Genomic DNA, 22236 nt, shown 5'->3' on the forward strand with positions numbered 1-22236 from the left:
CGCGAGGGAGCAACCCCCTTGCGTCACGCCATGTCCGGATCGTTCCAGGCAAGCACCGGCTTGCGTGCGGCCTGCGTTTCATCGAGCCGGCGCCGCGGGGCGTAATGGGGCGCGCTTTTCAGTGCTTCGTCGCCGGTCTTCGCACGCTCGGCCACGCTGCGCAGCGCCATGATGAACTGGTCGAGCGCCGCCTTGCTCTCGGTCTCGGTCGGTTCGACCAGCATCGCGCCATGGACCACCAACGGGAAGTACATGGTCATCGGATGGTAGCCTTCGTCGATCAGCGCCTTGGCCAGGTCGAGCGTCGACACATCCTCGGCGAAACCCCTGTCGCTGAACAGCGCCTCATGCATGCACGGGCCACTCAGGCCGAAGGGCGCATCGAGCACGTCTTCAAGGCTTCGCAGAATGTAGTTGGCATTGAGGACGGCATCCTCCGCCACCTGCTTCAGCCCATCGGCACCATGGCTCAGCATGTAGGCCAGCGCGCGGGTGAACATGCCCATCTGGCCATGGAAGGCGGTCATCCGCCCGAACGCCTCGGTGTGCTCGAATTCGTCCGCGTTCTCTTCCTCGACGAGGTGCACCACCCCGTCCTCGGTGCGCGCGGTGAACGGCAACGGTCCATAGGGGCTGAGCGCTTCCGACAGCACCACCGGGCCCGAACCCGGACCGCCACCGCCATGCGGGGTAGAAAAGGTCTTGTGCAGGTTGATGTGCATCGCATCGACGCCGAGGTCGCCCGGGCGCACCTTGCCGACAATGGCGTTGAAGTTCGCGCCGTCGCAATAGACGAAACCGCCCGCCGCATGCACCGCATCCGAAATCGCTTTCATGTCGCGTTCGAACAGGCCGCAGGTGTTGGGGTTGGTGATCATCACGCCCGCCACGTCGGGGCCGAGCCGCGCCTTTAGCGCCTCGAGATCGACACGGCCTTCGGGCGTCGCGGGAATATCTTCGACCTTGTACCCGGCGAAGGCGGCGGTGGCGGGATTGGTACCATGCGCGCTTTCCGGGACGAGGATGACTTCGCGCGCATCGCCGCGCGCTTCCAGTGCGGCACGGATGCACAGGATACCGCACAATTCGCCATGCGCTCCCGCCTTGGGGCTCATCGCGACCCCGTGCATGCCGGTGAGGTCGAGCAGCCAGAAGGCAAGCTCGTTGATGACTTCGAGCGCGCCGCGCACCGTGTCGACCGGCTGCAGCGGATGAACGTCGGCAAAGCCGGGCATGCGCGCGACCTTCTCGTTCAGGCGCGGATTGTGCTTCATAGTGCACGAACCGAGCGGGAACAGGCCGAGGTCGATCGCGTAGTTCTGCCGCGACAGACGCGTGTAGTGACGCACGGTTTCGGGCTCGGACAGGCCAGGCAGGCCGATCGGCGCAGTCCGGTCGAACCCGCCGAGGCGATTGGCGCCGCCCTGCGGTTCGGGCAGGTCGACCCCGGTGGTTTCGACATGACCGATCTCGAACAGCAGCGGTTCCTCGAGCAACAGGGCACGATTGCCGGTGGCTGTATCGGGTCCGCTCATCGCGTTGTGCCCGGTGACGGGGGTGCCGGGCTTCCAGCCGGATGCATTGGGTGTGCTCATGCCAGCACCTCCTCGAGTGCGGAGGCAAGCGTTTCCACGTCCTCCTCGGTGGTGGTTTCGGTCACGGCCACCAACAGGCCGTTGGCGAGAGCGGTATTGCCCGGGAACAGGCGTCCGAGCGACACGCCCGCCAGAATGTCGCGCTTGGTCAGATCGCGCACGATCGCGCGCGCATCGCCATCGAGCAGCAGGGTGAACTCGTTGAAGAAGGCGTCGTTGAGCACTTTCACGCCCGGGACCTTCGCCAACCGGTCGGCCGCCATGCAGGCGAGGCGGTGGTTCTCCATCGCGAGGCGCCGCAGCCCCTTTTCGCCGAGCAGTGTCATATGGACATTGAAGGCCAGCGCACACAGCCCCGAATTGGTGCAGATGTTCGATGTCGCTTTCTCGCGGCGGATGTGCTGCTCGCGCGTCGAAAGCGTCAGCACGAAGCCACGCTTGCCCTCGGCATCCACCGTTTCGCCGCACAGCCGCCCGGGCATCATGCGCACGTGCTTTTCGTCGCGCACCGCAAACAGGCCGAGATAGGGCCCGCCGAACTGCAGGCCGACTCCGATCGACTGGCCTTCGCCCACGACGATATCTGCGCCCAGCTCACCCGGCGAGGCGATCGCGCCTAGCGCCACCGGCTCGGTGTTGACCGCGATCAGCAGCGCCCCCTGATCATGCGCAGCCTGCGCGATCTTGGCGAGGTCGGGCAGGCGTCCGAGAATGTCGGGATATTGCACCACGACGCAGCTCGTGTCGCCGTCGATCCGTGCAATCAGGCCGTCATCGTCGGGCTTCGCCGTCAGGCTGGGCGGAGCCCCGGCGATCTCGTCATCGGTGAACTTGGCCATCGTCCGAACGACTTCGGCATAGTGCGGGTGGAGCGCGCCCGAGAGCACGACCTTGCGCTTCTTGCCGCGCGCCACGCGCCCGGCCATCGCCACCGCTTCCCAGCAGGCGGTCGAGCCGTCGTACATTGAGGCATTGGCCACCGCGCAGCCGTAAAGCCGCGCGACTTGGCTCTGGAACTCGAACAGCATCTGCAGTGTGCCCTGCGCGATTTCGGGCTGGTAGGGCGTGTAGGCGGTGAGGAATTCGCCGCGCTGGATGATGTGGTCGACGCTTGCGGGGATGTGATGCTTGTAAGCCCCCGCCCCGAGGAAGAATGCCGCATCGGAAGCGGCAAGATTCTTCTTCGACAGCCGCCGCATGTGCTTTTCGACCGCCATTTCCGAGGCATGCATCGGCAGGCCTTCGATGGAGCCGGCAAGCCGGGCCGCTTCGGGCACATCGGCGAACAGCGCATCGATATCGGGTGCGCCGATCGTGTCGAGCATCGCCGAACGGTCGGTATCGGTCAGGGGTAGGTAGCGCATCGAATTTCCTCGCCAACCCCCACTCGGGCAGGGGTTTCAGTCGGTTGCGGTCGACCGGGTGGTCCGCGGCCCCCGCCTTTGCGGGGACCCGCGCGACCTCAGAGCCCGTCGCAGAAGGTCTTGTAGGCGGCTTCGTCCATCAGTCCGTCGAACTGCGACTTGTCGCCAATGGTCATCTTGAAGAACCAGCCATTCTCTTCGGGCGACGTGTTCACCAGCGCCGGATCGTCCTCGAGCGCGTCGTTGGTTTCCATGATTTCGCCGCTGATCGGCGCATAGACATCGCTGGCAGCCTTGACGCTTTCGACTACGGCAGCGTCCTTGCCCTTGTCGATCACGCTGCCGACATCGGGCAGTTCGACAAAGACGATATCGCCCAGCTGACCCTGCGCGTAATCGGTAATGCCGACCGTGGCGGTGTCGCCCTCGACGTCGATCCATTCATGTTCGTCGGTGAAGTAACGGGCCATTTCGATCATTTCCCTCTGTGATAGCGATGGGGCACGAAGGGCAGTGGTGCGACCTTCGCGGGCAGTCTCTTGTTACGAACCTCCACCTCGAGTTCGGTTCCCTCCTGCGCCAGCGCCGTGTCGACGTAACCCATGGCGATTGGCCGCTCGAGCGTGGGCGAGAATCCGCCCGAGGTGATCCGGCCGACCTGCGTGTCGCCCGAGAAAATCGGCGCACCCTCGCGCGCGGGCATGCGTCCCTCGATGGCCAGGCCCACACGTTTCTGCAGGGGGCCGCTTTCAAGCACTTGCATGACCTTGTCGTGGCCCATCCAGCCCCCTTGTTCGCGGCGCTTCTTGCTGAGCGCGAAGCCGAGGTCGGCGGATACCGGGTCGGTTTCGGTGGTGATGTCGTGGCCGTAAAGCGGCAAGCCTGCCTCGAGACGCAGAGAGTCGCGGGCGCCGAGGCCGATGGGACGAACCTCGATCTCCGCGCACAGCCGGTCGGCAAGGCTTTCGGCGAATTCGGCGGGCACCGAAATCTCGAAGCCGTCTTCCCCGGTGTAGCCTGCGCGCGTGATCCGCAGCGGCCATTCGCCGAAATCGTGACAGACGCTTTCCATGAACACCATGTCGTCGATAACGTTGCGCATCACGCGATTGAGCGCGGTTGCCGCATTCGGGCCCTGCAGCGCGATCAGCGCATGTTCGTCCATGTGGGTGAGCGTGACATCGTCGTCGAGGTGTTCGCGCAGATGGGCGATGTCGTCCCATTTCATCGCGCCGTTGACGACGAGATAATACGCCGGATCGCCCCAATGGCCTTCGGTCCCGGCTTCTTCATCGCCCTCGATCCACGGCGTCGCATTGGTCACCATGAGATCGTCGAGGATACCGCCGTCCTCGTTCACCAGCAGCGAATAACGGACCTTGCCAGGCTTGAGCGAAGCGATCGCGCCCGGAAGCAGCTTTTCGAGTTCTTCGGCCGCCTTGTCGCCGGTGACCATCAGCTGGCCCATATGGCTGACATCGAACAGCCCGGCCTGCTGGCGGGTCCAATTGTGTTCGACCACGATGCCTTCGTACTGGATCGGCATGTCATAGCCCGCGAAGGGGACCATTCGCGCACCCTTGCGGCGATGCCACGCATCGAGCGGCAGCGTTTCGATTTCGGCAATCGTGTCTTCGGTTTCGTCGCTCAAGTCCCGTCCCTCGCAAGCATGGGGGCGCCCCTAAGCGGTGCGCCTTCAACCCCATGCCCCCTCTGTCGGGAAACCTGAGAGACTGGCGCACATATGGGTGCGCTTACCCCTTCGGTGGTCGCACGAGAATCGCGCGACGCTTTCCAGAGTGTCGATGGAGCGCACGGTCCGCTTAGCCTGAGAGTTTCCGGGGCGGTTGCTCCTTCGGCGCCGGATGGACGCCGCCACCCGGTCTCTCCCGTGCGCGCCTGCTGCAGAATCGCTTCCACGGCCGACGCGAACGCCCTGCGCGATTAGCGCGCGCCGGTCAATCCAGGTTCGGCCGCAGCCAGCGTTCGGCAGTGGCAATATCCACGTTTCGCCGGGCAGCGTAGTCTTCCAGCTGGTCGCGGCCGATACGTGCCACGCCGAAATACTGCGCTTCCGGATGACCGAAATAGAAGCCGCTGACCGCAGATGTCGGGTACATGGCGAAATTCTCGGTCAGGCTAATTCCCGTATTCGCTTCCGCGTCGAGCAGATCGAACAGGATCGGTTTGAGGCTGTGATCGGGACAGGCGGGATAGCCCGGAGCGGGCCGGATACCGCGGTATTCTTCCTTGATCAGCGCGGCATTGGTGAGCTGTTCCTGCGGCGCATAGCCCCACAGATCGGTGCGCACGTGCTGGTGCAGCCGCTCGGCGAAAGCCTCGGCGAAGCGGTCAGCCAGCGCCTTCAGCAGAATATCCGAATAATCGTCCTTCTCGGCGAGGAAGCGGCGTGAATGCTCTTCGATGCCATGAATGCCGACCGCAAAGCCACCCAGCCAGTCGCCTGCGGGATCGATGAAATCGGCAAGGCACATATTGGCACGCTCGCGTGATTTCTTCACCTGCTGCCGGAGGAAGGGCAGCACGGTATGCGTTTCGCCATCGGCATCGTGGAGGATCACGTCGTCACCATGGCGAGCACAGGGCCACAGGCCGGCGACGCCGCGCGCGGTGAACCATTTTTCCGCGACGATCCGATCGAGCATGGCGTCGGCATCGGCCTTCAGGTTGCGCGCGCTTTCGCCCACGACTTCGTCCTCGAGGATCTTGGGATAGGTGCCATGCAATTCCCAGGCGCGGAAGAACGGGGTCCAGTCGAAATACTCGCGCAGTTCGGCGAGATCCCAGTCGTCGAACACATGGACCCCCGGCTTTAGCGGCGGGGCCGCCTTGTCCGACAGATAGGCGTCGTAGAAATTGGCGCGCGCATCATCGATCGCCAGCAGTTCGCTCTGGCCCTTGCCCGCACGGGCGTCGCGGACATGCGCATAGTCGGAAGCGGTGGTCTCGACGAAGGCATCGCGCTGCGTATCGGAAAGGAGACGACTGGCGACGCCGACCGCGCGACTGGCATCGAGGACATGGATGACGGGCCCGTCATAGGCCGGGTCGATGCGCAGCGCGGTATGGACCTTGCTGGTGGTCGCCCCGCCGATCAGCAGCGGCATCGTCATGCCCGCCGTTTTCATTTCTTCGGCGACCGTCACCATTTCGTCGAGCGATGGCGTAATCAGGCCCGACAGGCCGATCATGTCGGCATCGTTCTCATTCGCCGCGGCAAGGATCTTCGACCATGGCACCATCACGCCAAGATCGATCACCTCGTAGCCATTGCACTGCAGCACCACGCCGACGATGTTCTTGCCGATGTCGTGCACATCGCCCTTCACGGTGGCCATGACGATCTTGCCCTTGGCCTTGGCGCCGGCTTCCTTCTCCGCTTCGATGAAGGGGATGAGATGCGCCACCGCCTTCTTCATAACGCGCGCGGACTTGACCACTTGCGGCAAGAACATCTTGCCGCTGCCGAACAGGTCGCCGACCACGTTCATGCCATCCATCAGCGGCCCTTCGATGACCTCGATCGGCCGGTCGAACTGCTGGCGCGCCTCTTCGGTATCGGCAACGACATGCGCGTCGATCCCCTTGACCAGCGCATGCTCGAGCCGGCGTCGCACCTCCCAGCCGCGCCATTCCTCGGCCGCCTTCTCGTCGGCGGCGCTCTTGCCCTTGTAGCTCTCGGCAAGGTCGATCAGCCGCTCGGTCGCATCCGGGCGGCGCATGAGGATGACATCCTCGCAGGCTTCGCGCAGTTCGGGATCGATCTGGTCGTAGACGTCGAGCTGGCCGGCATTGACGATCGCCATGTCGAGCCCAGCCGGGATGGCGTGATAAAGGAACACCGAGTGCATCGCGCGGCGGACGGTCTCGTTGCCGCGAAAGCTGAAGCTGAGGTTCGACAGGCCGCCGCTGGTCTTGGCGTGCGGACAGCTGGCCTTGATTTCCGCGACCGCTTCGATGAAGTCGAGCCCGTAGCGATCGTGCTCCTCAATCCCCGTCGCCACGGCGAAAATGTTGGGATCGAAGATGATATCCTCAGGCGGGAAGCCGATTCCGGTCAGCAGGTCATACGCCCGCTTGCAGATTTCGACCTTGCGGTCCTTCGTATCGGCCTGGCCGGTCTCGTCGAAGGCCATGACCACCACCGCAGCGCCATAATCCATGCATTTGCGTGCGTGGTCGAGAAAGGCTTCCTCTCCTTCCTTCATGCTGATCGAATTGATGATCGGCTTGCCCGAGACGCATTTGACCCCCGCCTCAATCACGTCCCACTTGGAACTGTCGATCATCACCGGGACGCGCGCAATATCGGGTTCGGCCGCGATCAGCTTGAGAAAGGTGGTCATCGCCTGCTCGGCATCGAGCAGGCCTTCGTCCATGTTGACGTCGATCACCTGCGCGCCGTTCTCGACCTGCTGGCGGGCGACCTCGACCGCGGTCTCGTAGTCGTCCGCCATGATCAGCTTCTTGAACCGTGCCGAACCGGTGACGTTGGTGCGTTCGCCGATGTTGACGAATCGGGCAGTGGTGAGATCGTTCATGTGGGATCAGGTCCGTTCGAGGTCACGCGCGAGCACGACATCGTCGTAGAGGGTGCCGCCGACATCGAAGCGGCGGGTGGCGATCTGGGCGAAGCCCTGCTTGGTATAGAAAGCGATCGCGCGATGGTTGTCGTTCTTCACGCCCAGCACCAGCCGGTCATAACCTGCCGCGCCGTCCAATGCATGGTCGAACAGCGCGGCAGCGGTGCCGGTACCGTGGAAGCGCGACAGCAGGTAGATCTTCTTCAGTTCGATATCGCCTTCGCGGGCCGCCTCGAGTTCGGGCGCGGTCAGCAGTGCGTAACCCACCGGCGCACCGTCCGCTTCCGCAAGCCACCCGCGCGCGCCATGCGCCAGCCGCTCGGCGAGATAGGCCGGGGCATGCTGCGTTTCGCAATGCGCGACCAGCGCGTTGCCGTCGATTACGCCGGCGAAGGTTTCGAGAAAGGTCGCATCGGCGACCAGCGACAGGCGTGCGGCATCCGACGACGACGCCTCGCGGATCGCGACATGGCCTGAGGGTGCACGAGTCATGCGGCTATCGAAAACGGCTCAAGCCCGGCGAGCCGCATTTCGGGGGTGATGGCGGGTGGCACGCGCGGGGCCAGCCCGGCCACGGCCTCGGCCATGGCGGCGATATGCGCGGGCGTCGAACCGCAGCACCCGCCGAGTGCATTGATCCGCCGGTTCTCGGCCCAGACCCGCGTCAAGGCGGCGGTCGTTTCGGGAAGTTCGTCATATTCGCCCAGGTCATTGGGCAGCCCGGCATTGGGATAGGCCATCAGATAGGTATCCGCGACATCCGACAGCAACTGGACATGCGGGCGCAACTGTTCGGCACCAAAACTGCAATTGAGCCCGATGGTCAGCGGCTTGGCATGACGCACGGTGTACCAGAACGCCTCCACCGTATGACCGGACAGATTGCGCCCCGACAGATCGGTCAGCGTCAGCGAAATCATCAGCGGTATGTCGCGACCGAGCTCGCGCTCGAGCTGCTTCACCGCCATGATCGCGGCCTTGCAGTTGAGTGTGTCGAAAACGGTCTCGATCAGGATGAAATCGGCTCCGCCCTCGAGCAACGCCCGGCACTGCTCGACATAGACATCGGCAATCTCGTCGAAAGTGACCTCGCGATAGCCCGGGTCCTCGACATCGGGGGACAATGACAACGTCTTGTTGGTCGGCCCCACCGCTCCGGCGACGAAGCGCGGCACGCCATCGTCACGCGCGTCGATCGCCTTGCGGATGATGCGCGCTGCGGAGACATTGATCTCGTGGACCAGAGCCTCCGCACCGTAGTCGGCCTGGCTGATGCGATTGGCGTTGAAGGTGTTGGTTGCGAGGATGTGCGCCCCGGCGTCGATATAGCTGTCGCAAATCGTGCGGATCACCTGCGGCTGCGTCAGGTTCACGAGGTCGTTATTGCCCTTCTGCTCCTGCGTGAGATCGGTGCCCGCGGCATAGTCTTGTGCCGCGAGTCCCGCGCGCTGGATGGCGGTCCCGTAGGGGCCGTCCTTGATCAGGATCTGCTGCGCGGCGACAGCTTCGAACTCTTCGCGTTTGGTCATGCGGCAACTTTCGGGCGCAGACCGAGCATATGGCAGATCGCATAGCTCAGTTCGGCGCGATTGAGCGTGTAGAAGTGGAATTGGCGCACCCCGCCCGCGTAGAGGCGGCGGCACAGTTCGGCGGCGATTGTCGCGCTGACCAGCTGGCGCGCTTCGGGACGGTCGTCGAGCCCGTCGAACAGGCCTTCCATCCAGTCCGGGATGGCGGTGCCGCACAGGCCGGACATACGCTGGACTGCCGCGAAGCTGAGCACAGGCATGATGCCGGGGACAATTTCGCCCTCGATGCCGGCAGCCGCGGCACGATCGCGGAAATCGAAGAAGCATTCGGGGTCGAAGAAGAACTGCGTAATCGCCCGGGTCGCGCCCGCCTCGAACTTTGCCTTCAAGTTGTCCAGATCGGCCTGCCGATCGGGCGAGTCCGGGTGGACTTCGGGATAGGCCGCCACCGAAATCTCGAAATCGGCCACGCGCTTGAGACCGGCGATCAGTTCGACCGCATTGCCATAGCCATCGGGATGCGGCCGGTATGTGCCTTGGCCGTCGGGTGCATCGCCGCGCAGCGCAACGATGTGACGGATCCCTTCGTCCCAGTAATGGCGGGCGACCTCGTCGACCTGGTCGCGCGTGGCCTCCACGCAGGTGAGATGCGCGGCGGCGGGTATGTTCGCCTCGTTCTGAATGCGCACGACCTGCTGGTGCGTGCGTTCGCGGGTCGAGCCACCTGCCCCATAGGTCACGCTTGCGAACCGGGGTCCCAGCGGCGCAAGTGTTTCCACGCTGCGCCACAGCGTTTCGCCCATCTTCTCGTTCTTGGGCGGGAAGAACTCGAAGCTCACCTCGATATCACCGGGCAGGCCCGAGAACAGCGGCGTCTCGAGAGCCCTCTGCGCTTCGCGCATCTGGTCCATCGTCGGGCTCACGAGGCCAACTCCCGCTCCGCCGCGCGGCGTTGCGCGATCCAGATCTTCACCACCAGTTCTCCATCTTCCAGAGCGATCGGCGCAGCGGGTTCAAACCCCGCTGCATCCAGCATTCCGGCCAAAGCGGAATCTTCGAAACCGAGCCGCGCATGCGCATGGCGATCGCGCAGCTCCTCGCGCTGGTGCGCGGCGAAATCGACAATCGCCACCCGTCCATCGGGCCGGGTAACGCGTGCAGCCTCTGCGAGCACGATTGCGGGTGCCTGCGCAAAATGCAGAACCTGGTGGAACAGCACCGTGTCGAAGCTGTCCGCTGCGAAAGGCAGCGAACCGAAATCGCCCTGGACCAGTTCGACCCGCTCGGCCGGCAAATGCTGCAGCTTGGCACGCGCCACACGGAGCATCGCCAGGCTCTTGTCGAGCGCGACGATACGCTCGGCCCGTTCGGCGAACAGTTCGGCCATGCGCCCCGTCCCCGTGCCGATATCGAGCAGGCGACCGAGCGGCCGTGCCTCGAGGGCCCGCGCCAGCGCGGCCTCGACCGCTTCATCGGAGGAATGCATCCGGCGAAGCTCGTCCCAATCTTCCGCATGGTCGGAAAAATAGGCCAGCGCTTCGCTTTCGCGGTGCTCGCGAATCTCGGCCAGCTTGCGTCGGTCCTGGCGACATTCCTCGGCGAATTGCGCGTCTGCCGCTTCGGCCTCGACCAGCAGTTCGGCAACCGCGCGGCTCAGTGGTGGTGCCTCGCCCGAATTGGCTCCCGCGCGCAGGAATACCCAGCTACCCTCGCGCCGCCGTTCGGCCAGCCCTGCGTCGCACAATATGCCGATATGGCGCGAAACACGTGGCTGGCTCTGGCCAAGCACCTGCGCAACCTCGCCGACGGCCAACTCCATCGAGCCGAGCAAGCGCATGATACGCAGGCGCGTCGGGTCGGCGAGAGCGCGGAAGATCAGTTCGGTTCGCATTGCTCAAATGGATATAAAGATATTTTTATATCTGTAAATCACCTTCCGCCATAGACTGCGAACGCGTGGAACCGGTCTTTGACAACGTTCGACACCGTATGTTTACCTATCTGGAGGAAACCGGTGGACCATGGTCCGCCGCCCATCCCATCACGCCGCCGAACGCGAGCGTTTCGTCGAAGACCTGCTCGCCATCATGACGGTCGAGGAGAAGGCGGGACAGTTGGCCGCGCTGCCGGTCCCAGACCCCGACAACACGGACGAGATCGAAGCCGTGCGCGCCGAATTGCGACGCGGGCGGCTGGGAACGCTAGTGGGACGTGCCGATCCCGGACGCTTGGCTTCGTGCCAGAAACTCGCGATCGAGGGTTCCCGTCTCGGAATCCCGATGCTTTTCGCCGACACGCCGGGACGAGGGACGGGCGTGGTCATGCCCGCACCGCTCGCCCTCGCCGCCACGTGGTCCCCCGCGACCGTCACCCGTGTGGCCCGCACCATTGCCGCCGAAGCACGCGCGGCGGGCAACACCTGGCTGCTCGCGCCAGAGGTCGGCCTGAACACCGGCAGCGATGATCGCGTATTGGCCGATTGCTGGGGGGAATCCGAAGTTCTCGCCCGCTTTCTGGCTGCGGCCACGATCCGCGGCTATCAGGCGGACGACAGCGACGACGCAGGCGTGCTCGCATGTCTGCGTACCGACGGCGCGAGCTGGACCGACCGCCGGACACCCGAACTTCTGACCGAAAAGCTCCGGCTGGTGGCCGGGATTCTGCGCAATACGCCGCCGGGCAGCGTGGCCTTGGGACGGCTCGTGGAATCTGGCGACGATGCCGAGAACATCGATCGGGCTGCCCCTCCCATCGCAGGGCCGGGAAGTTTCGACGGCATCGATCTGGCCGAATGGAGCGCGATCGCCCGGGCCGCCGGGCACACCGCACCAGCCGATCTGCTGTCGGCCATGCCGGTCGATGCAATCGTGGAAGCGGTAACCGAAGGGCGGATTCCGCTTCGCCAGCTCGATGATGCGGTGCGCAAGGTCCTTGGTGCAAAATACGATCTCGATCTCTTCCGCACCCAGGCCAACGGCGCCACGAAGGCGAACAACTGGTCTCCGGAACTCGCGCGCGAGACCGCACTGGACAGCGCGCGCCATGCGATCGTTCTGCTGCGCAACGCGCCCGTCCTGCTTCCACTCGACATCGCGTCGGGCGAAATCCTGCTTGTCGGACATGCTGCGGCGGATCGCGGACTGCCCAATGGCGAGGCGGGAGGCGAGGCAGCCAGCCTGGTCGACGGCTTGGAAGCGCTCGGTCTGGCGCATCGCTGCGTCCCCGGGCTGGCATTGCGTGAAGAGGGGGAAAGCTGGGATCTGCGCGACGCGGACAATATGGCGATCGGCATGGCCAGCGAGGCCGCACGTCGGGCCGGAACCGTCATCGTGGCCTTGGGTCCGTGTAGTGAACTCGGTGCCGCGCAGCGCACGCTGCTTGAATCGCTCCACGCGATCAATCCCAACATCGTGCTGGTCACACTGGGCTCGCGACCGCTCGATCCGATCGTCCGCGGCACGCGCATGCCTTGCGTGCTCCACGCCGGGCAATTGGGTAGCATGTCGGGGCATGCAATCGCCGAAGTGCTGACCGGCGAGTTCGCGCCGCGGGGGCGCCTGCCCCTTGCCCTGGTCGATGAGGGTCGCCCGGACCTGCCGCTCGGCCACGGAATGGGATACTGCGAATTCGCCCTTGGCGAGACCGGCGTCGAGCTGAGCTACGACCGCATTATCCTCAGTACGGTGCTGAAGAACCGCGGCCCACGCGAGGGCACCGCGACGGTGCAACTGTATCTGCGTCGCCCGGACAAGCGGGGCAGTTCACCTGCCGAACTCGCCGATTTTCAGCGCATCTCGTTGATGGCGGGCGAGACCCGGCGGCTGATGTTCGAGGTAAGCGGGGATCACCTCGGTCGCTTCGAACGCAATGGACGGTTCGTCGTCCAGCCCGGCCCCTACGATCTCGCGCTCGGCCTAAGCGAACAACAGGCTCGACCGACCAGCGTAGCGGTACTGCCCACGCTTGCCGAAACGATGACTCGCGCAATGGCAGCCGGCCCGCTGCCCGCGCTCTTCGACCGATTGAGGGATACCGGCTGAGCGATTTCGGTTTCGGCACCGTTGCCGCATGTGTAGAGCCTCCACATGCGCGATGCTCATGGCCGCTCGATCGATTACATTCGCCTGTCGGTGACCGACCGCTGCAACCTGCGCTGCACCTATTGCATGGCGGAAGACATGCAGTTCCTGCCGCGCCGCGACCTGCTGACGTTCGAGGAGATCGAAACGCTTTGCGCGCATCTCGTAACGCGCGGGGTGCGCCGGATCCGCCTGACCGGCGGCGAACCATTGGTGCGCAAGGGAATCGTCGACCTCGTTCGGCGGATCGCCGCGCTGAGCGCGCACGGCCTCGAGGAGGTGACGCTCACCACCAATGGAACGCGCTTGCCCGAAATGGCGAACGATCTTGCCGAGGCCGGTATCCGGCGGGTCAACATCAGTCTCGATACGCTCGACCGCGCGCGTTTTGCCGAGCTCACGCGACGCGACGAGTTCGACCGCGTGGTTGCAGGTATCGATACAGCGCTGGCAGCCGGGATAGCGGTGCGTATCAACACGGTCGCGATGAACGGCATCAATGAGCGCGAGATGGTCGACCTGCTCGCCTGGAGCGGCAGGCGCGGCTGCGATCTCGCGCTGATCGAGGCGATGCCGCTGGGCGAGGTTTCGCTCGATCGGCAATCGACGCATCTGCCGTTAGACGCCGTCCGCCGCGATCTCGAACGCGCGTTCACGTTGGTCCCCTCGCTCCACCGGACCGGCGGCCCGGCACGCTATTACGACGTCGCCGAGACGCAGACGCGCCTGGGGCTGATAACGCCGCTCACCGAGAACTTCTGCGCTGGCTGCAATCGCATCCGCATTGCCGCAACCGGGACTGTCTATGGCTGCCTCGGGCACGACCAGAAGGTCGAACTGCGCGATGTCATACGTGGCGGGGGCGAGGAGGCGCTCGATGCCGCGCTCGACACGCTGCTGGCCGGCAAGCCGCTACGACACGATTTCGACATCGCCCGCCGCGAGCCTGCTCTGACGCGGCACATGAGCGTCACCGGCGGCTAGCGCGAGAGCCCTGCCGCCTCGACATGGGTGTCGACCGGTTCGTCGCGGTCCTTGCGCTCCGAATAGCGGTCGACAAGCTGGTCCGAATGACCCCGCAACAGCACGGTGAAACGCGTCAGTTCCTCCGCCACGTCGACGATTCGGTCGTAATAGCTCGAGGGGCGCATCCGCCCCGCTTCGTCGAACTCCATATAGGCCTTGGCCACGCTCGACTGGTTGGGAATGGTGAACATCCGCATCCAACGCCCCAGTACGCGTAGCGTGTTGATGCTGTTGAACGATTGTGAGCCGGCGGACACCTGCATTACCGCCAGCGTACGCCCCTGCGTGGGCCGCAGCCCCTTGTAGGCGAGCGGCAGGTGATCGATTTGCGTCTTCATGATGCCGGTGATTTGGCCGTGCCGCTCGGGGCTGCACCACACCTGTCCTTCGGACCAGAGCGAGTGTTCGCGCAATTCGGCGACCGCGGGGTGATCGTCGTCCTTCACCTGATCGGGCAGCGGCAGGTCGGACGGATCGAATATCCGCGTTTCGCACCCGAAATACTGTAACAGCCGGGCGGTTTCCTCGATCACGCCACGCGAGAAGGAACGCTCGCGCAGCGAACCGTAGAGCAGCAGGATACGCGGCTTGTGATCGAGCGGACCCAGCCCGGCTGAGGGTTGACGATGCGCGAATTCGGGCCGCAGAGCGGGCAGGCGATCGGGATCGCTCAGCGTACGCAGGCGGGTAAATGATGGGGGCGTCATGCGTTTGTTCTCTGGGGTGCTGTCATGGGAAACCAGCGCCGGCCCAGTCGGGTAGCGACACCGACCAGCGCAATCAGCACGGGCACTTCGACCAGCGGGCCGATGACTGCGGCGAAGGCGACCGGGGAAGCCAGTCCGAAAGCGGCGATCGCCACGGCGATCGCCAGTTCGAAATTGTTGCCCGCCGCGGTAAATGCCACCGCAGTGGTGCGCGGATAATCGGCCTCGATCAGCTTGCCCATCCAGAAGCTGATCAGGAACTGGACCACGAAGTAGATCGTCAGCGGGATCGCGATCTTCACGACATCACCGGGAATGGTCAGGATTTCGCTACCCTTCAGGCTGAACATGGCGACGATGGTGAACAGCAAGGCCCCAAGGGTTAGCGGGCCGATGCGCGGCAGGAATTGGGTCTCGTACCATTGCTCGCCCCGCGCGCGCACCAGCCAGCGGCGGGTCAGGAAACCGGCGAGGAAGGGAATACCGAGATAGATCGCCACTGCCTGCGCCACGGTCCAGAAGGCGACATCGATCACGCTGCCTTCGAGCCCGAACAGCGGCGGCAGGACGCTCAGGAAGAACCAGGCGTAGGCGCTGAAAAACAGGATCTGGAAAATCGAGTTGAAGGCGACCAGGGCGGCGACATACTGGTTGTCTCCGCGTGCGAGCTGGTTCCACACGATGACCATCGCGATGCAGCGCGCCAGCCCGATCAGGATAAGGCCGGTCATGTAGGCGGGCTCGTCGGACAGGAAGATCACCGCCAGCGCGAACATCAGCACCGGACCGATGATCCAGTTCTGGACCAGCGAGATCGCCAGCACGCGCTTGTCCTCGAACACGCGCGGAAGCTCTTCGTAGCGGACCCTGGCGAGCGGCGGATACATCATCGCAATCAGCCCGATCGCAATCGGAATATTGGTCGTGCCGATACTCATGGCGTCGATTGCGGCGGGGAGGCCTTCGACCAGCGAACCGAGCAGGACGCCTCCCGCCATGGCGAGAAAAATCCATAGCGTCAGGTAGCGATCCAGGAAGGACAGGTGCGGGCGCGATGCACCGGTCATCTCAGGCAGCTCCATCGATCCGGTTGCCGTCGACGTCCACGACCTTCTGGCCGTCTTCCTTGCTGAAAGCGCCTCGCTGCTGGACCGGCAACAGATCGAGCACCGCTTCCGAAGGGCGGCACAGTTTCACACCCAGCGGCGATACCACCAAGGGCCGATTGATCAGCACCGGATGCGCCATCATGGCATCGACCAGTGCGGTATCGGCAAGGCTATCATCATCGAGGCCGAGTTCGGCATAGGGCGTCCCCTTTTCCCGCAGCAACGCACGCGGAGAGATACCCGCGCGCTCGATTAGCTGTTCGAGCATGGTACGGCTTGGCGGCGTCTTGAGATATTCCACCACATGCGGCTCGATCCCCGAATTGCGGATCATGGCGAGCGTGTTGCGCGAGGTCCCGCAATCGGGATTGTGGTAGATGACAATGTCGGTCACGGATGCGATCCTTCAGCAGCAGGAGAGTTCGGCGATCAGCGGCTCGCACAATTCGGCGCGGCCCTGGCAGCAGTCATTGGCGAGAAAGAGCATCAGGGCGCGCAGCGTATCCATGCTGGCGTGCTGAATCTGTTGGCGACCGCGCTTTTCTGACGTGACCAGCCCCGCTTTCGCCAGCACTGCGAGATGGGTCGAAAAGGTACTTTGCGACAGCTGCGACAGGTCGACCAGCTCGCCCGTGGACAGTCCGCCCGGTGCGTATTTCACCAGCGCGCGGAACGCCTCCAATCGCGTCGGGTGCGACAGCGCAGCAAGCGCGGCGAGGGCCTGTTCGGGGTTCATGCATCGGGATTTAACGATACTTTTGCATCTCTGCAAGATCCATCGGAATTTTCCGATAAATCTGGTCGATCAACCAACTGCCAATTGCGCAATTGCAGCCTCGCGCCGCTCCGCTAGGATGCGGGCCATGACAAAAGCTCCCTGGCATAGCCGCTTCGCCCTGATCCTCGCGCTTCTGCTGCCGCTCTATTTCGCTCTGGCCGCGCTGGGGACCAAGTTCGGCCTGTGGGGCTGGCGCACGGGGCTACTGACGCTGACCATCCAGACCGGCCCGATCCTGATGGGCGTGGTTGCGCTCGCTGCCTTGATTTCGCTGATCGTGGTGTTGTTACGCAAGCCGCGCAAAGGATGGCTGGTGTCGCTGATCGCGCTGTTGATTCCGGTCGGCATCTTCGTAGGCCTCGGCCATATCCGCGGCCAGGCGGCGGACATCCCCCCGATCCACGATATTGCGACCGATACGACCGTTCCGCCCACTTTCTCGCAGCGGGTGCTGGACCTCCGCAGCGAGGCGAAGGCGAACCCGCTCAATGACTACAGCGTACCGATCGGCGAATTCGCCATGTGGGCGGACAGTCCCGCCCCATTGGCGGAGCAGTCGCACGCGCAGATCATCGCCGCGTCCTATCCCGATCTCGCGCCGCTCCCGCTCGGCGATGCCGCCCCCCAGGATGCGATCGAGGCCGTTGTCGCAGCCATGGAAGAGATGGGCTTCACCGAGGTCACCGCCGAGCCAGCCGCGGGGCGGGTGGAAGGCGTCGCGGAAACGTTCTGGTTCGGTTTCAAGGACGACATCGTCGCACGTGTCGCCGACGGGCAGATCGATTTCCGCTCGGTTTCGCGCGTCGGCATGAGCGATCTCGGGGCCAATGCCGCGCGTATCGCGGCATTGCGCGATGCGGTCGCCGCGCGCCTCAATCCCTGAATTGCATGATCGCCAGCACGCTGCGCTGGATCACCGTCAGCACGCAAAGCACCGCATAGCCATAAGCAAGCGGGACGAAATACGCGGGCAGGAGCGCGAAGGCGACGAACACGGCAATGGTCTCGCCACCCTCGGCAAGACCGGTCGAGTAGAAAAAGCTCTTGCGCCCATGCGCCTCGGTCCGCTCGCCGCGCTCGGCAGCGATCACCGCGAAAGCGAGAAAGCTGACGCCGGTAAGGACGAAACTTGCCACCAGCACCAGTGCGGCCAGCGTGTTCGCCGGGTTTAGCACGCCGAACCCCAGCGGCACCGACACATAGAAAGCGAAGTCGGCCACGATGTCGAAATAGCCACCGAGAGCCGTCGGTCCCCTAACACGTGCGACCGCCCCATCGAGACCGTCGAGCAAGCGATTGGCAATAATGAGCCCTAAGCCGGAAAGAAGATGGCCAAAGGCAATCGCGGCCGCGCCCGCCAGACCAAGCGACAACCCGGTGAATGTCAGCAGGTTCGCCGATACGCCCGATCGGGCGAGCGCCATCCCCATCCGGTTGAGCGGCGGATCGATCAGAGGTCTCAATTTCGCATCGAACATCGCTAGCTCACCCGTTCCCCCAGGCGCGCAAATGGCTGTCCGAGGATCACGCCCATGTGATCAGCCCGATCCAAGCGCCGGTCATCGCAGTTGCCATATTGCCTGCGATCCAACTGCGCACACCCAGTCCCGCCACCTCGCCGCGCCGTTCGGGGCACAGCGTGCCGATGGTCGACACCAGCAAGCCGATGCTGGCGAGATTGGCCACGCCGCACAGCGCGTAGGTGACGATCAAGAGACTGCGCGGCGAAAAGGTCTCTTCCGGAAGCGCCGCGAGTTCGAGATAGGCGACATATTCGTTGAGGATCGCCTTCGTGCCCATCAGGCTGCCCGCGGATTGCGCTTCGGCCCAGGGTATGCCGACCAGCCACATCAGCGGGGCGAACAGCCAGCCGAACAATCGCTTGAGCGTCAATGCCTCGCCATCGACCAGCGGCAGCAGCGCCAGCAACTGATCCGCCAACGACACCAGTGCAAAGACAACGATGATTACGGCGATCACCGCGAGGAACAGCTGCATGCCGTCCATCGTCCCCTTGATGATCGCATCGATGCTCGATTCGAATTTCAGCCCGGGCTCATCGGCGCGATCGTCGTCCCGATTGTCGTCGGCTTTGCCGGGAACCATCAATTTCGCCACCAGCAACGCGGCGGGCAGAGAGATTAGCGACGCTGAGATCATGTGGCCGACCGCGTCGGGAACGGTGCGTGACAGGGTGGTTGCGTAAAGGATCAGTATCGCGCCGCTGATAGTGGCCATCGCCAGCACCATGACCTGAAACAGATCGGCGCGGCTCATCCGCGCAAAATAGGCGCGCACGACCAACGGGCTTTCGACCACCCCGAGAAACATGTTTGCCCCGCCGGACAAGCCGACCACGCCGCTTACCTTCAGGGTACGCTGGAGCAGGAAAGACAGGCCCCTGACCAGCCAGCGCAGCACACCCCAGTGCCACAGCAACGCGGCGAGCGCGGAAAAGACGATCACCAGCGGCAATATCTGGAAGGCGATGATTACCGGCGCATCGGCCCCTTCGCGCAAGGCGAAGGGCAAGGGCCCGCCGCCAAGGTAACCGAACATGTAGGACGATCCATCAAGCGTGGCCCGCTCGATCGCGGCCACCGCCTCATTGGCCAGCGTTACCGCACTCCAGACGAAAGGAACGCGCACGATCAGCAGCGCCAGCGCTGCCTGCAGCATCAGCGCGCCGGCGATCCACCGCCATGACGGACGTTCGGAGCGGTTCTCCGACAGCGCCCAAGCGATCAGCACCAGCAGCACAATGCCCGCCAAGCCGCGAAACTGATCGAATAGGTCCACGCCCGCCCCCTTCCGGCGCTATCAGTCCTTGCGCTTGATCAGGTTGTCGAGCGCCCAGCGGTCATGTTCGCGAAAGGCGATGAGCGCAAGCGCCGCGCCAGCAACCGTGATCGAAGGGAAGAACAACAGGTTGGCGTCTTCCGGATTGGCGAAGAGGTATTGGCCGAAGGGATCGAGGAAGTGCCGCCAGATCGGGAAGGCGCCGCCAACGAGGATCACGGCCGCACCGATCAACGACACCTTGCGCAGCAGCCCCAGCACTACCAGCGCGCCGATAACGACCTCGACAGTTGCGAAGGCCAGCTGGAAGGTGCTGGCAGCGCCGACCCCGCCGTAGTATTTTTCGGCAAGCTTGGCGCCCATCCCGTCGCTGAGCAGCCGCGCACCACCCCACAGCACCAGCAGCATGCCGGTTCCGATACGCATGATGAGCAGGGAAATCTTGGCGAGCATTGTAAATCTCCTGTGGCCCGTACCCGCCTAGCGGCGGCGCCAGGCGTGGTACTTTTTCACCAGCGCCAGCAGCGCTTCGGGCTTGTGCTTCTTCTTCCACTCGCCAGCGGCAAATTTGTTCGCCTCTGCCATGGTCGGGTAGGAATGGATTGTGCCGAGGATCTTGTTGAGGCCCAGCTTGTGCTTCATCGCCAGAACATATTCGACAAGCAGTTCGCCGGCATGCGCTCCGACGATGGTCGCTCCGAGAATGGTGTCCTTGCCCGGCGGGGTCAGAACCTTGACGAACCCCTGACGTTCGCTGTCGGCGATGGCGCGATCGAGCCCGTCGAGCTCGTAGCGCGTCACCTCGTATTCCACGCCCTGTTCGCGCGCCTCGCGCTCGTTCAGCCCTACGCGCGCGATTTCCGGATCGAGGAAGGTCACTGCCGGAATCACGCGATAGTCGGCCTTGAACCGCTTGAACTGGCCGAACAGCGCGTTGACGCTGGCGAACCACGCCTGATGGCTGGCCGTATGCGTAAATTGATAAGGGCCCGCGACATCGCCCGCCGCGTAGATGTTGGGAAATCTCGTAGCGAGAAAGTCATCGGTCACGACTGTCTTCGTTGTGTCGATCCCGATATCCTCGAGCCCGTAGCCGGTTAGCCGAGCGGCGCGCCCCACCGCCACAATCAACACGTCGAATTCGATAGCGACTTCGCCATCGTCGCGATCCGCGATCAGGCGACCGGGTTCGACCCGTGCGGCGCGATGTCCGGTCAGCACCTCGACACCCGAGGCTTCGAGCGAAGCCTGCGCCAGCGCGGATACCTCGTCATCCTCGCGGCCCAGCACGCGCTCCGCCATCTCGACCTGCGCGACCCGCGACCCGAGCCGCGCCAGCGCCTGCGACAGCTCGCAGCCGATCGGGCCGCCGCCGAGCACGGCAACGCGGGCCGGGGCACGCTCCATCTTCGCAAACGCGTCCCACATGGTGTCGCTGGTCAGATATTTGCTCCGCTCCAGACCGGGGATGGCCGGCACGAAGGGCTCGGCCCCCGCCGCGATCACGATGCCGCGTGTTGTGAGCCGCTGCGTCACGCCATCCTTGCGCGCGATCTCTACCGTCCAGGGATCAACCACTTTGCCGTAGCCTTCGACAACATCGACACCCAGGCCGGTGTAGCGCTCGACGCTGTCATGCGGTTCGATTGTGCGGATCGCCTGCATGACCCGCTCAATCGTCTGGCCGAAGGGTATGTCAGGTTCGGTTGGCGTGATGCCATAGCGATCCGCATGGCGCATCTGTTCGGCGACCTTGGCGCTCTTGATCAGCGCCTTGGACGGCACGCAACCGGTATTGAGGCAGTCGCCGCCCATCTTGTTCGCTTCGACCAGCGTCACCTTGGCCTTCACCGTCGCCGCAATCAGCGCTGATACCAGGCCTGCGGAACCGGCGCCGATGACCACGAGGTTGCGGTCGAAGCTCTTCGGGCGGTTGAAACCCGCATAGACCTTGCGACGCTTGATCCAGCCAATGATCGCCTTGGCAAACCACGGCGCTATGCCCAGCAGCGCGAAGGATGCCAGCACCGCCGGCGAAGCGATGCCCGACAGGCTGTCGATACGCGCAAGCTGCGTGCCCGCATTGACGTAGACGATCGTGCCCAGCAGCATGCCGACCTGGCTGACCCAGGCGAAGGTCCAGGTCCCGATACGGGTGAGCCCCATGACGAGATTGACCACGAAGAAAGGGAACAGCGGAATCATCCGGATGGTGAAGAGATAGAAGGCGCCATCACGCTCAAGCCCCTGATTGACCGTCCGCAGTCGTTCGCCGAAGCGCGCTTCGATGCCGTCGCGCAGAACATAGCGCGAGGCGAGGAAGGCAAGCGTGGCCCCCAGTGTCGAGGCGAAAGAGACGATGATCGTGCCCACCAGCACGCCGAACAACGCTCCCGCGGCCAGCGTCATGACGGCCGCACCGGGCAGCGATGCCGCCGCGACGGCGACATAAACCAGGAAGAAGCCCGCAATCACCTGCGCGGGATTGCGCTCGTAATATGCGCCGACATCGCCTGCGACCTGCTTGATGCCCTCGACGGTCAGGTAGTCGCCCAGCCCGAAGAAGAAATAGGCCGCGACCAGCGCTGCGAGCGCCGCAATGATGAGAAGTCTTTTCATGATGTCCCTTGTTGCCCGCCGGTTCGT

20 protein-coding genes and 1 riboswitch are annotated in these 22236 nt (G+C 64.1%); of the genes, 3 read left to right on the forward strand and 17 right to left on the reverse strand.

The features are described 5' to 3' along the window. Positions 1-23: 23 nt before the first annotated feature. From gcvPB to FHS69_RS07395, 9 genes are all read right to left on the reverse strand, one after another. Positions 24-1595 carry an aminomethyl-transferring glycine dehydrogenase subunit GcvPB gene (gcvPB, locus tag FHS69_RS07355; RefSeq protein WP_166777184.1) on the reverse strand — a complete coding sequence of 524 codons (1572 nt, stop codon included), beginning with the start codon at positions 1593-1595 and terminating at the stop codon, positions 24-26. Further along, a complete protein-coding gene (gcvPA, locus tag FHS69_RS07360) occupies positions 1592-2959 on the reverse strand; it encodes an aminomethyl-transferring glycine dehydrogenase subunit GcvPA (RefSeq protein ID WP_166777185.1) in 1368 nt (455 codons plus the stop codon). The genes gcvPB and gcvPA overlap by 4 nt, the downstream gene beginning before the upstream one ends. Positions 2960-3057: 98 nt before the next feature. Further along, positions 3058-3429, reverse strand: a complete 372-nt coding sequence (gene gcvH / locus FHS69_RS07365; protein WP_067463074.1) for a glycine cleavage system protein GcvH — start codon at positions 3427-3429, stop codon at positions 3058-3060. 5 nt (positions 3430-3434) lie between these two features. Further along, positions 3435-4610 (reverse strand): glycine cleavage system aminomethyltransferase GcvT, encoded by a 1176-nt coding sequence (gene gcvT / locus FHS69_RS07370; protein ID WP_166777186.1) that lies wholly within the window; start codon positions 4608-4610, stop codon positions 3435-3437. A gap of 154 nt (positions 4611-4764) precedes the next feature. Continuing rightward, a riboswitch (glycine riboswitch) is annotated at positions 4765-4861 on the reverse strand. Between the two features lie 56 nt (positions 4862-4917). Continuing rightward, the gene (gene metH, locus FHS69_RS07375; protein WP_166777187.1) at positions 4918-7521 is read right to left on the reverse strand and encodes a methionine synthase; all 2604 of its coding nucleotides are present in this window, start codon (positions 7519-7521) and stop codon (positions 4918-4920) included. A 6-nt stretch (positions 7522-7527) separates the two neighbouring features. Then, entirely contained in the window at positions 7528-8055 is a 528-nt protein-coding gene (locus FHS69_RS07380) for a GNAT family N-acetyltransferase (RefSeq protein WP_166777188.1), read from the reverse strand. After that, on the reverse strand, positions 8052-9092 hold the full coding sequence (locus FHS69_RS07385) for a homocysteine S-methyltransferase family protein (protein ID WP_166777189.1): 1041 nt from the start codon (positions 9090-9092) through the stop codon (positions 8052-8054). The genes FHS69_RS07380 and FHS69_RS07385 overlap by 4 nt, the downstream gene beginning before the upstream one ends. Beyond that, the gene (gene metF, locus FHS69_RS07390; RefSeq protein WP_341801731.1) at positions 9089-10015 is read right to left on the reverse strand and encodes a methylenetetrahydrofolate reductase [NAD(P)H]; all 927 of its coding nucleotides are present in this window, start codon (positions 10013-10015) and stop codon (positions 9089-9091) included. Before metF ends, FHS69_RS07385 begins: the two co-directional genes overlap by 4 nt. Beyond that, the gene (locus FHS69_RS07395; RefSeq protein WP_166777190.1) at positions 10012-10983 is read right to left on the reverse strand and encodes an ArsR/SmtB family transcription factor; all 972 of its coding nucleotides are present in this window, start codon (positions 10981-10983) and stop codon (positions 10012-10014) included. The genes metF and FHS69_RS07395 overlap by 4 nt, the downstream gene beginning before the upstream one ends. Before the next feature lie 130 nt (positions 10984-11113). Between FHS69_RS07395 and FHS69_RS07400 the strand changes: the two genes are divergently transcribed. Next, a complete protein-coding gene (locus FHS69_RS07400; protein ID WP_166777191.1) occupies positions 11114-13132 on the forward strand; it encodes a glycoside hydrolase family 3 C-terminal domain-containing protein in 2019 nt (672 codons plus the stop codon). 45 nt (positions 13133-13177) lie between these two features. Then, positions 13178-14155, forward strand: coding sequence for a GTP 3',8-cyclase MoaA (gene moaA / locus FHS69_RS07405; protein WP_166777192.1), 978 nt, complete (start codon positions 13178-13180; stop codon positions 14153-14155). On the opposite strand, the gene arsH is transcribed toward moaA, so the two are convergent. The 4 genes from arsH to FHS69_RS07425 are packed head-to-tail and all read right to left on the reverse strand — an operon-like array spanning position 14152 to position 16749. After that, positions 14152-14904 (reverse strand): arsenical resistance protein ArsH, encoded by a 753-nt coding sequence (arsH, locus tag FHS69_RS07410; protein WP_166777193.1) that lies wholly within the window; start codon positions 14902-14904, stop codon positions 14152-14154. The two genes, moaA and arsH, sit on opposite strands and share 4 nt — an antisense overlap. After that, positions 14901-15971 carry an ACR3 family arsenite efflux transporter gene (gene arsB, locus FHS69_RS07415; RefSeq protein WP_166777194.1) on the reverse strand — a complete coding sequence of 357 codons (1071 nt, stop codon included), beginning with the start codon at positions 15969-15971 and terminating at the stop codon, positions 14901-14903. Before arsB ends, arsH begins: the two co-directional genes overlap by 4 nt. Before the next feature lies 1 nt (position 15972). Next, on the reverse strand, positions 15973-16407 hold the full coding sequence (gene arsC / locus FHS69_RS07420) for an arsenate reductase (glutaredoxin) (RefSeq protein ID WP_166777195.1): 435 nt from the start codon (positions 16405-16407) through the stop codon (positions 15973-15975). Between the two features lie 12 nt (positions 16408-16419). After that, on the reverse strand, positions 16420-16749 hold the full coding sequence (locus FHS69_RS07425) for an ArsR/SmtB family transcription factor (RefSeq protein ID WP_094063733.1): 330 nt from the start codon (positions 16747-16749) through the stop codon (positions 16420-16422). Between the two features lie 127 nt (positions 16750-16876). On the opposite strand from FHS69_RS07425, the gene FHS69_RS07430 reads away from it, so the two are divergent. Next, positions 16877-17674, forward strand: a complete 798-nt coding sequence (locus FHS69_RS07430; RefSeq protein ID WP_166777196.1) for a DUF1499 domain-containing protein — start codon at positions 16877-16879, stop codon at positions 17672-17674. Here the strand turns inward: FHS69_RS07430 and FHS69_RS07435 are convergent. The 4 genes from FHS69_RS07435 to FHS69_RS07450 are packed head-to-tail and all read right to left on the reverse strand — an operon-like array spanning position 17664 to position 22209. Then, on the reverse strand, positions 17664-18269 hold the full coding sequence (locus FHS69_RS07435) for a CDP-alcohol phosphatidyltransferase family protein (protein WP_166777197.1): 606 nt from the start codon (positions 18267-18269) through the stop codon (positions 17664-17666). The two genes, FHS69_RS07430 and FHS69_RS07435, sit on opposite strands and share 11 nt — an antisense overlap. A gap of 46 nt (positions 18270-18315) precedes the next feature. Next, positions 18316-19590, reverse strand: coding sequence for a nucleoside transporter C-terminal domain-containing protein (locus FHS69_RS07440; protein WP_166777198.1), 1275 nt, complete (start codon positions 19588-19590; stop codon positions 18316-18318). Positions 19591-19611: 21 nt separating this feature from the next. Then, the gene (locus FHS69_RS07445) at positions 19612-20043 is read right to left on the reverse strand and encodes a hypothetical protein (RefSeq protein WP_166777199.1); all 432 of its coding nucleotides are present in this window, start codon (positions 20041-20043) and stop codon (positions 19612-19614) included. Positions 20044-20070: 27 nt separating this feature from the next. After that, positions 20071-22209, reverse strand: a complete 2139-nt coding sequence (locus FHS69_RS07450) for an FAD-dependent oxidoreductase (protein WP_166777200.1) — start codon at positions 22207-22209, stop codon at positions 20071-20073. Between the last annotated feature and the right edge of the window lie 27 nt (positions 22210-22236).

It is taken from the genome of Qipengyuania flava (assembly GCF_011762005.1).
Classification (GTDB): Bacteria; Pseudomonadota; Alphaproteobacteria; order Sphingomonadales; family Sphingomonadaceae; genus Qipengyuania; species Qipengyuania flava.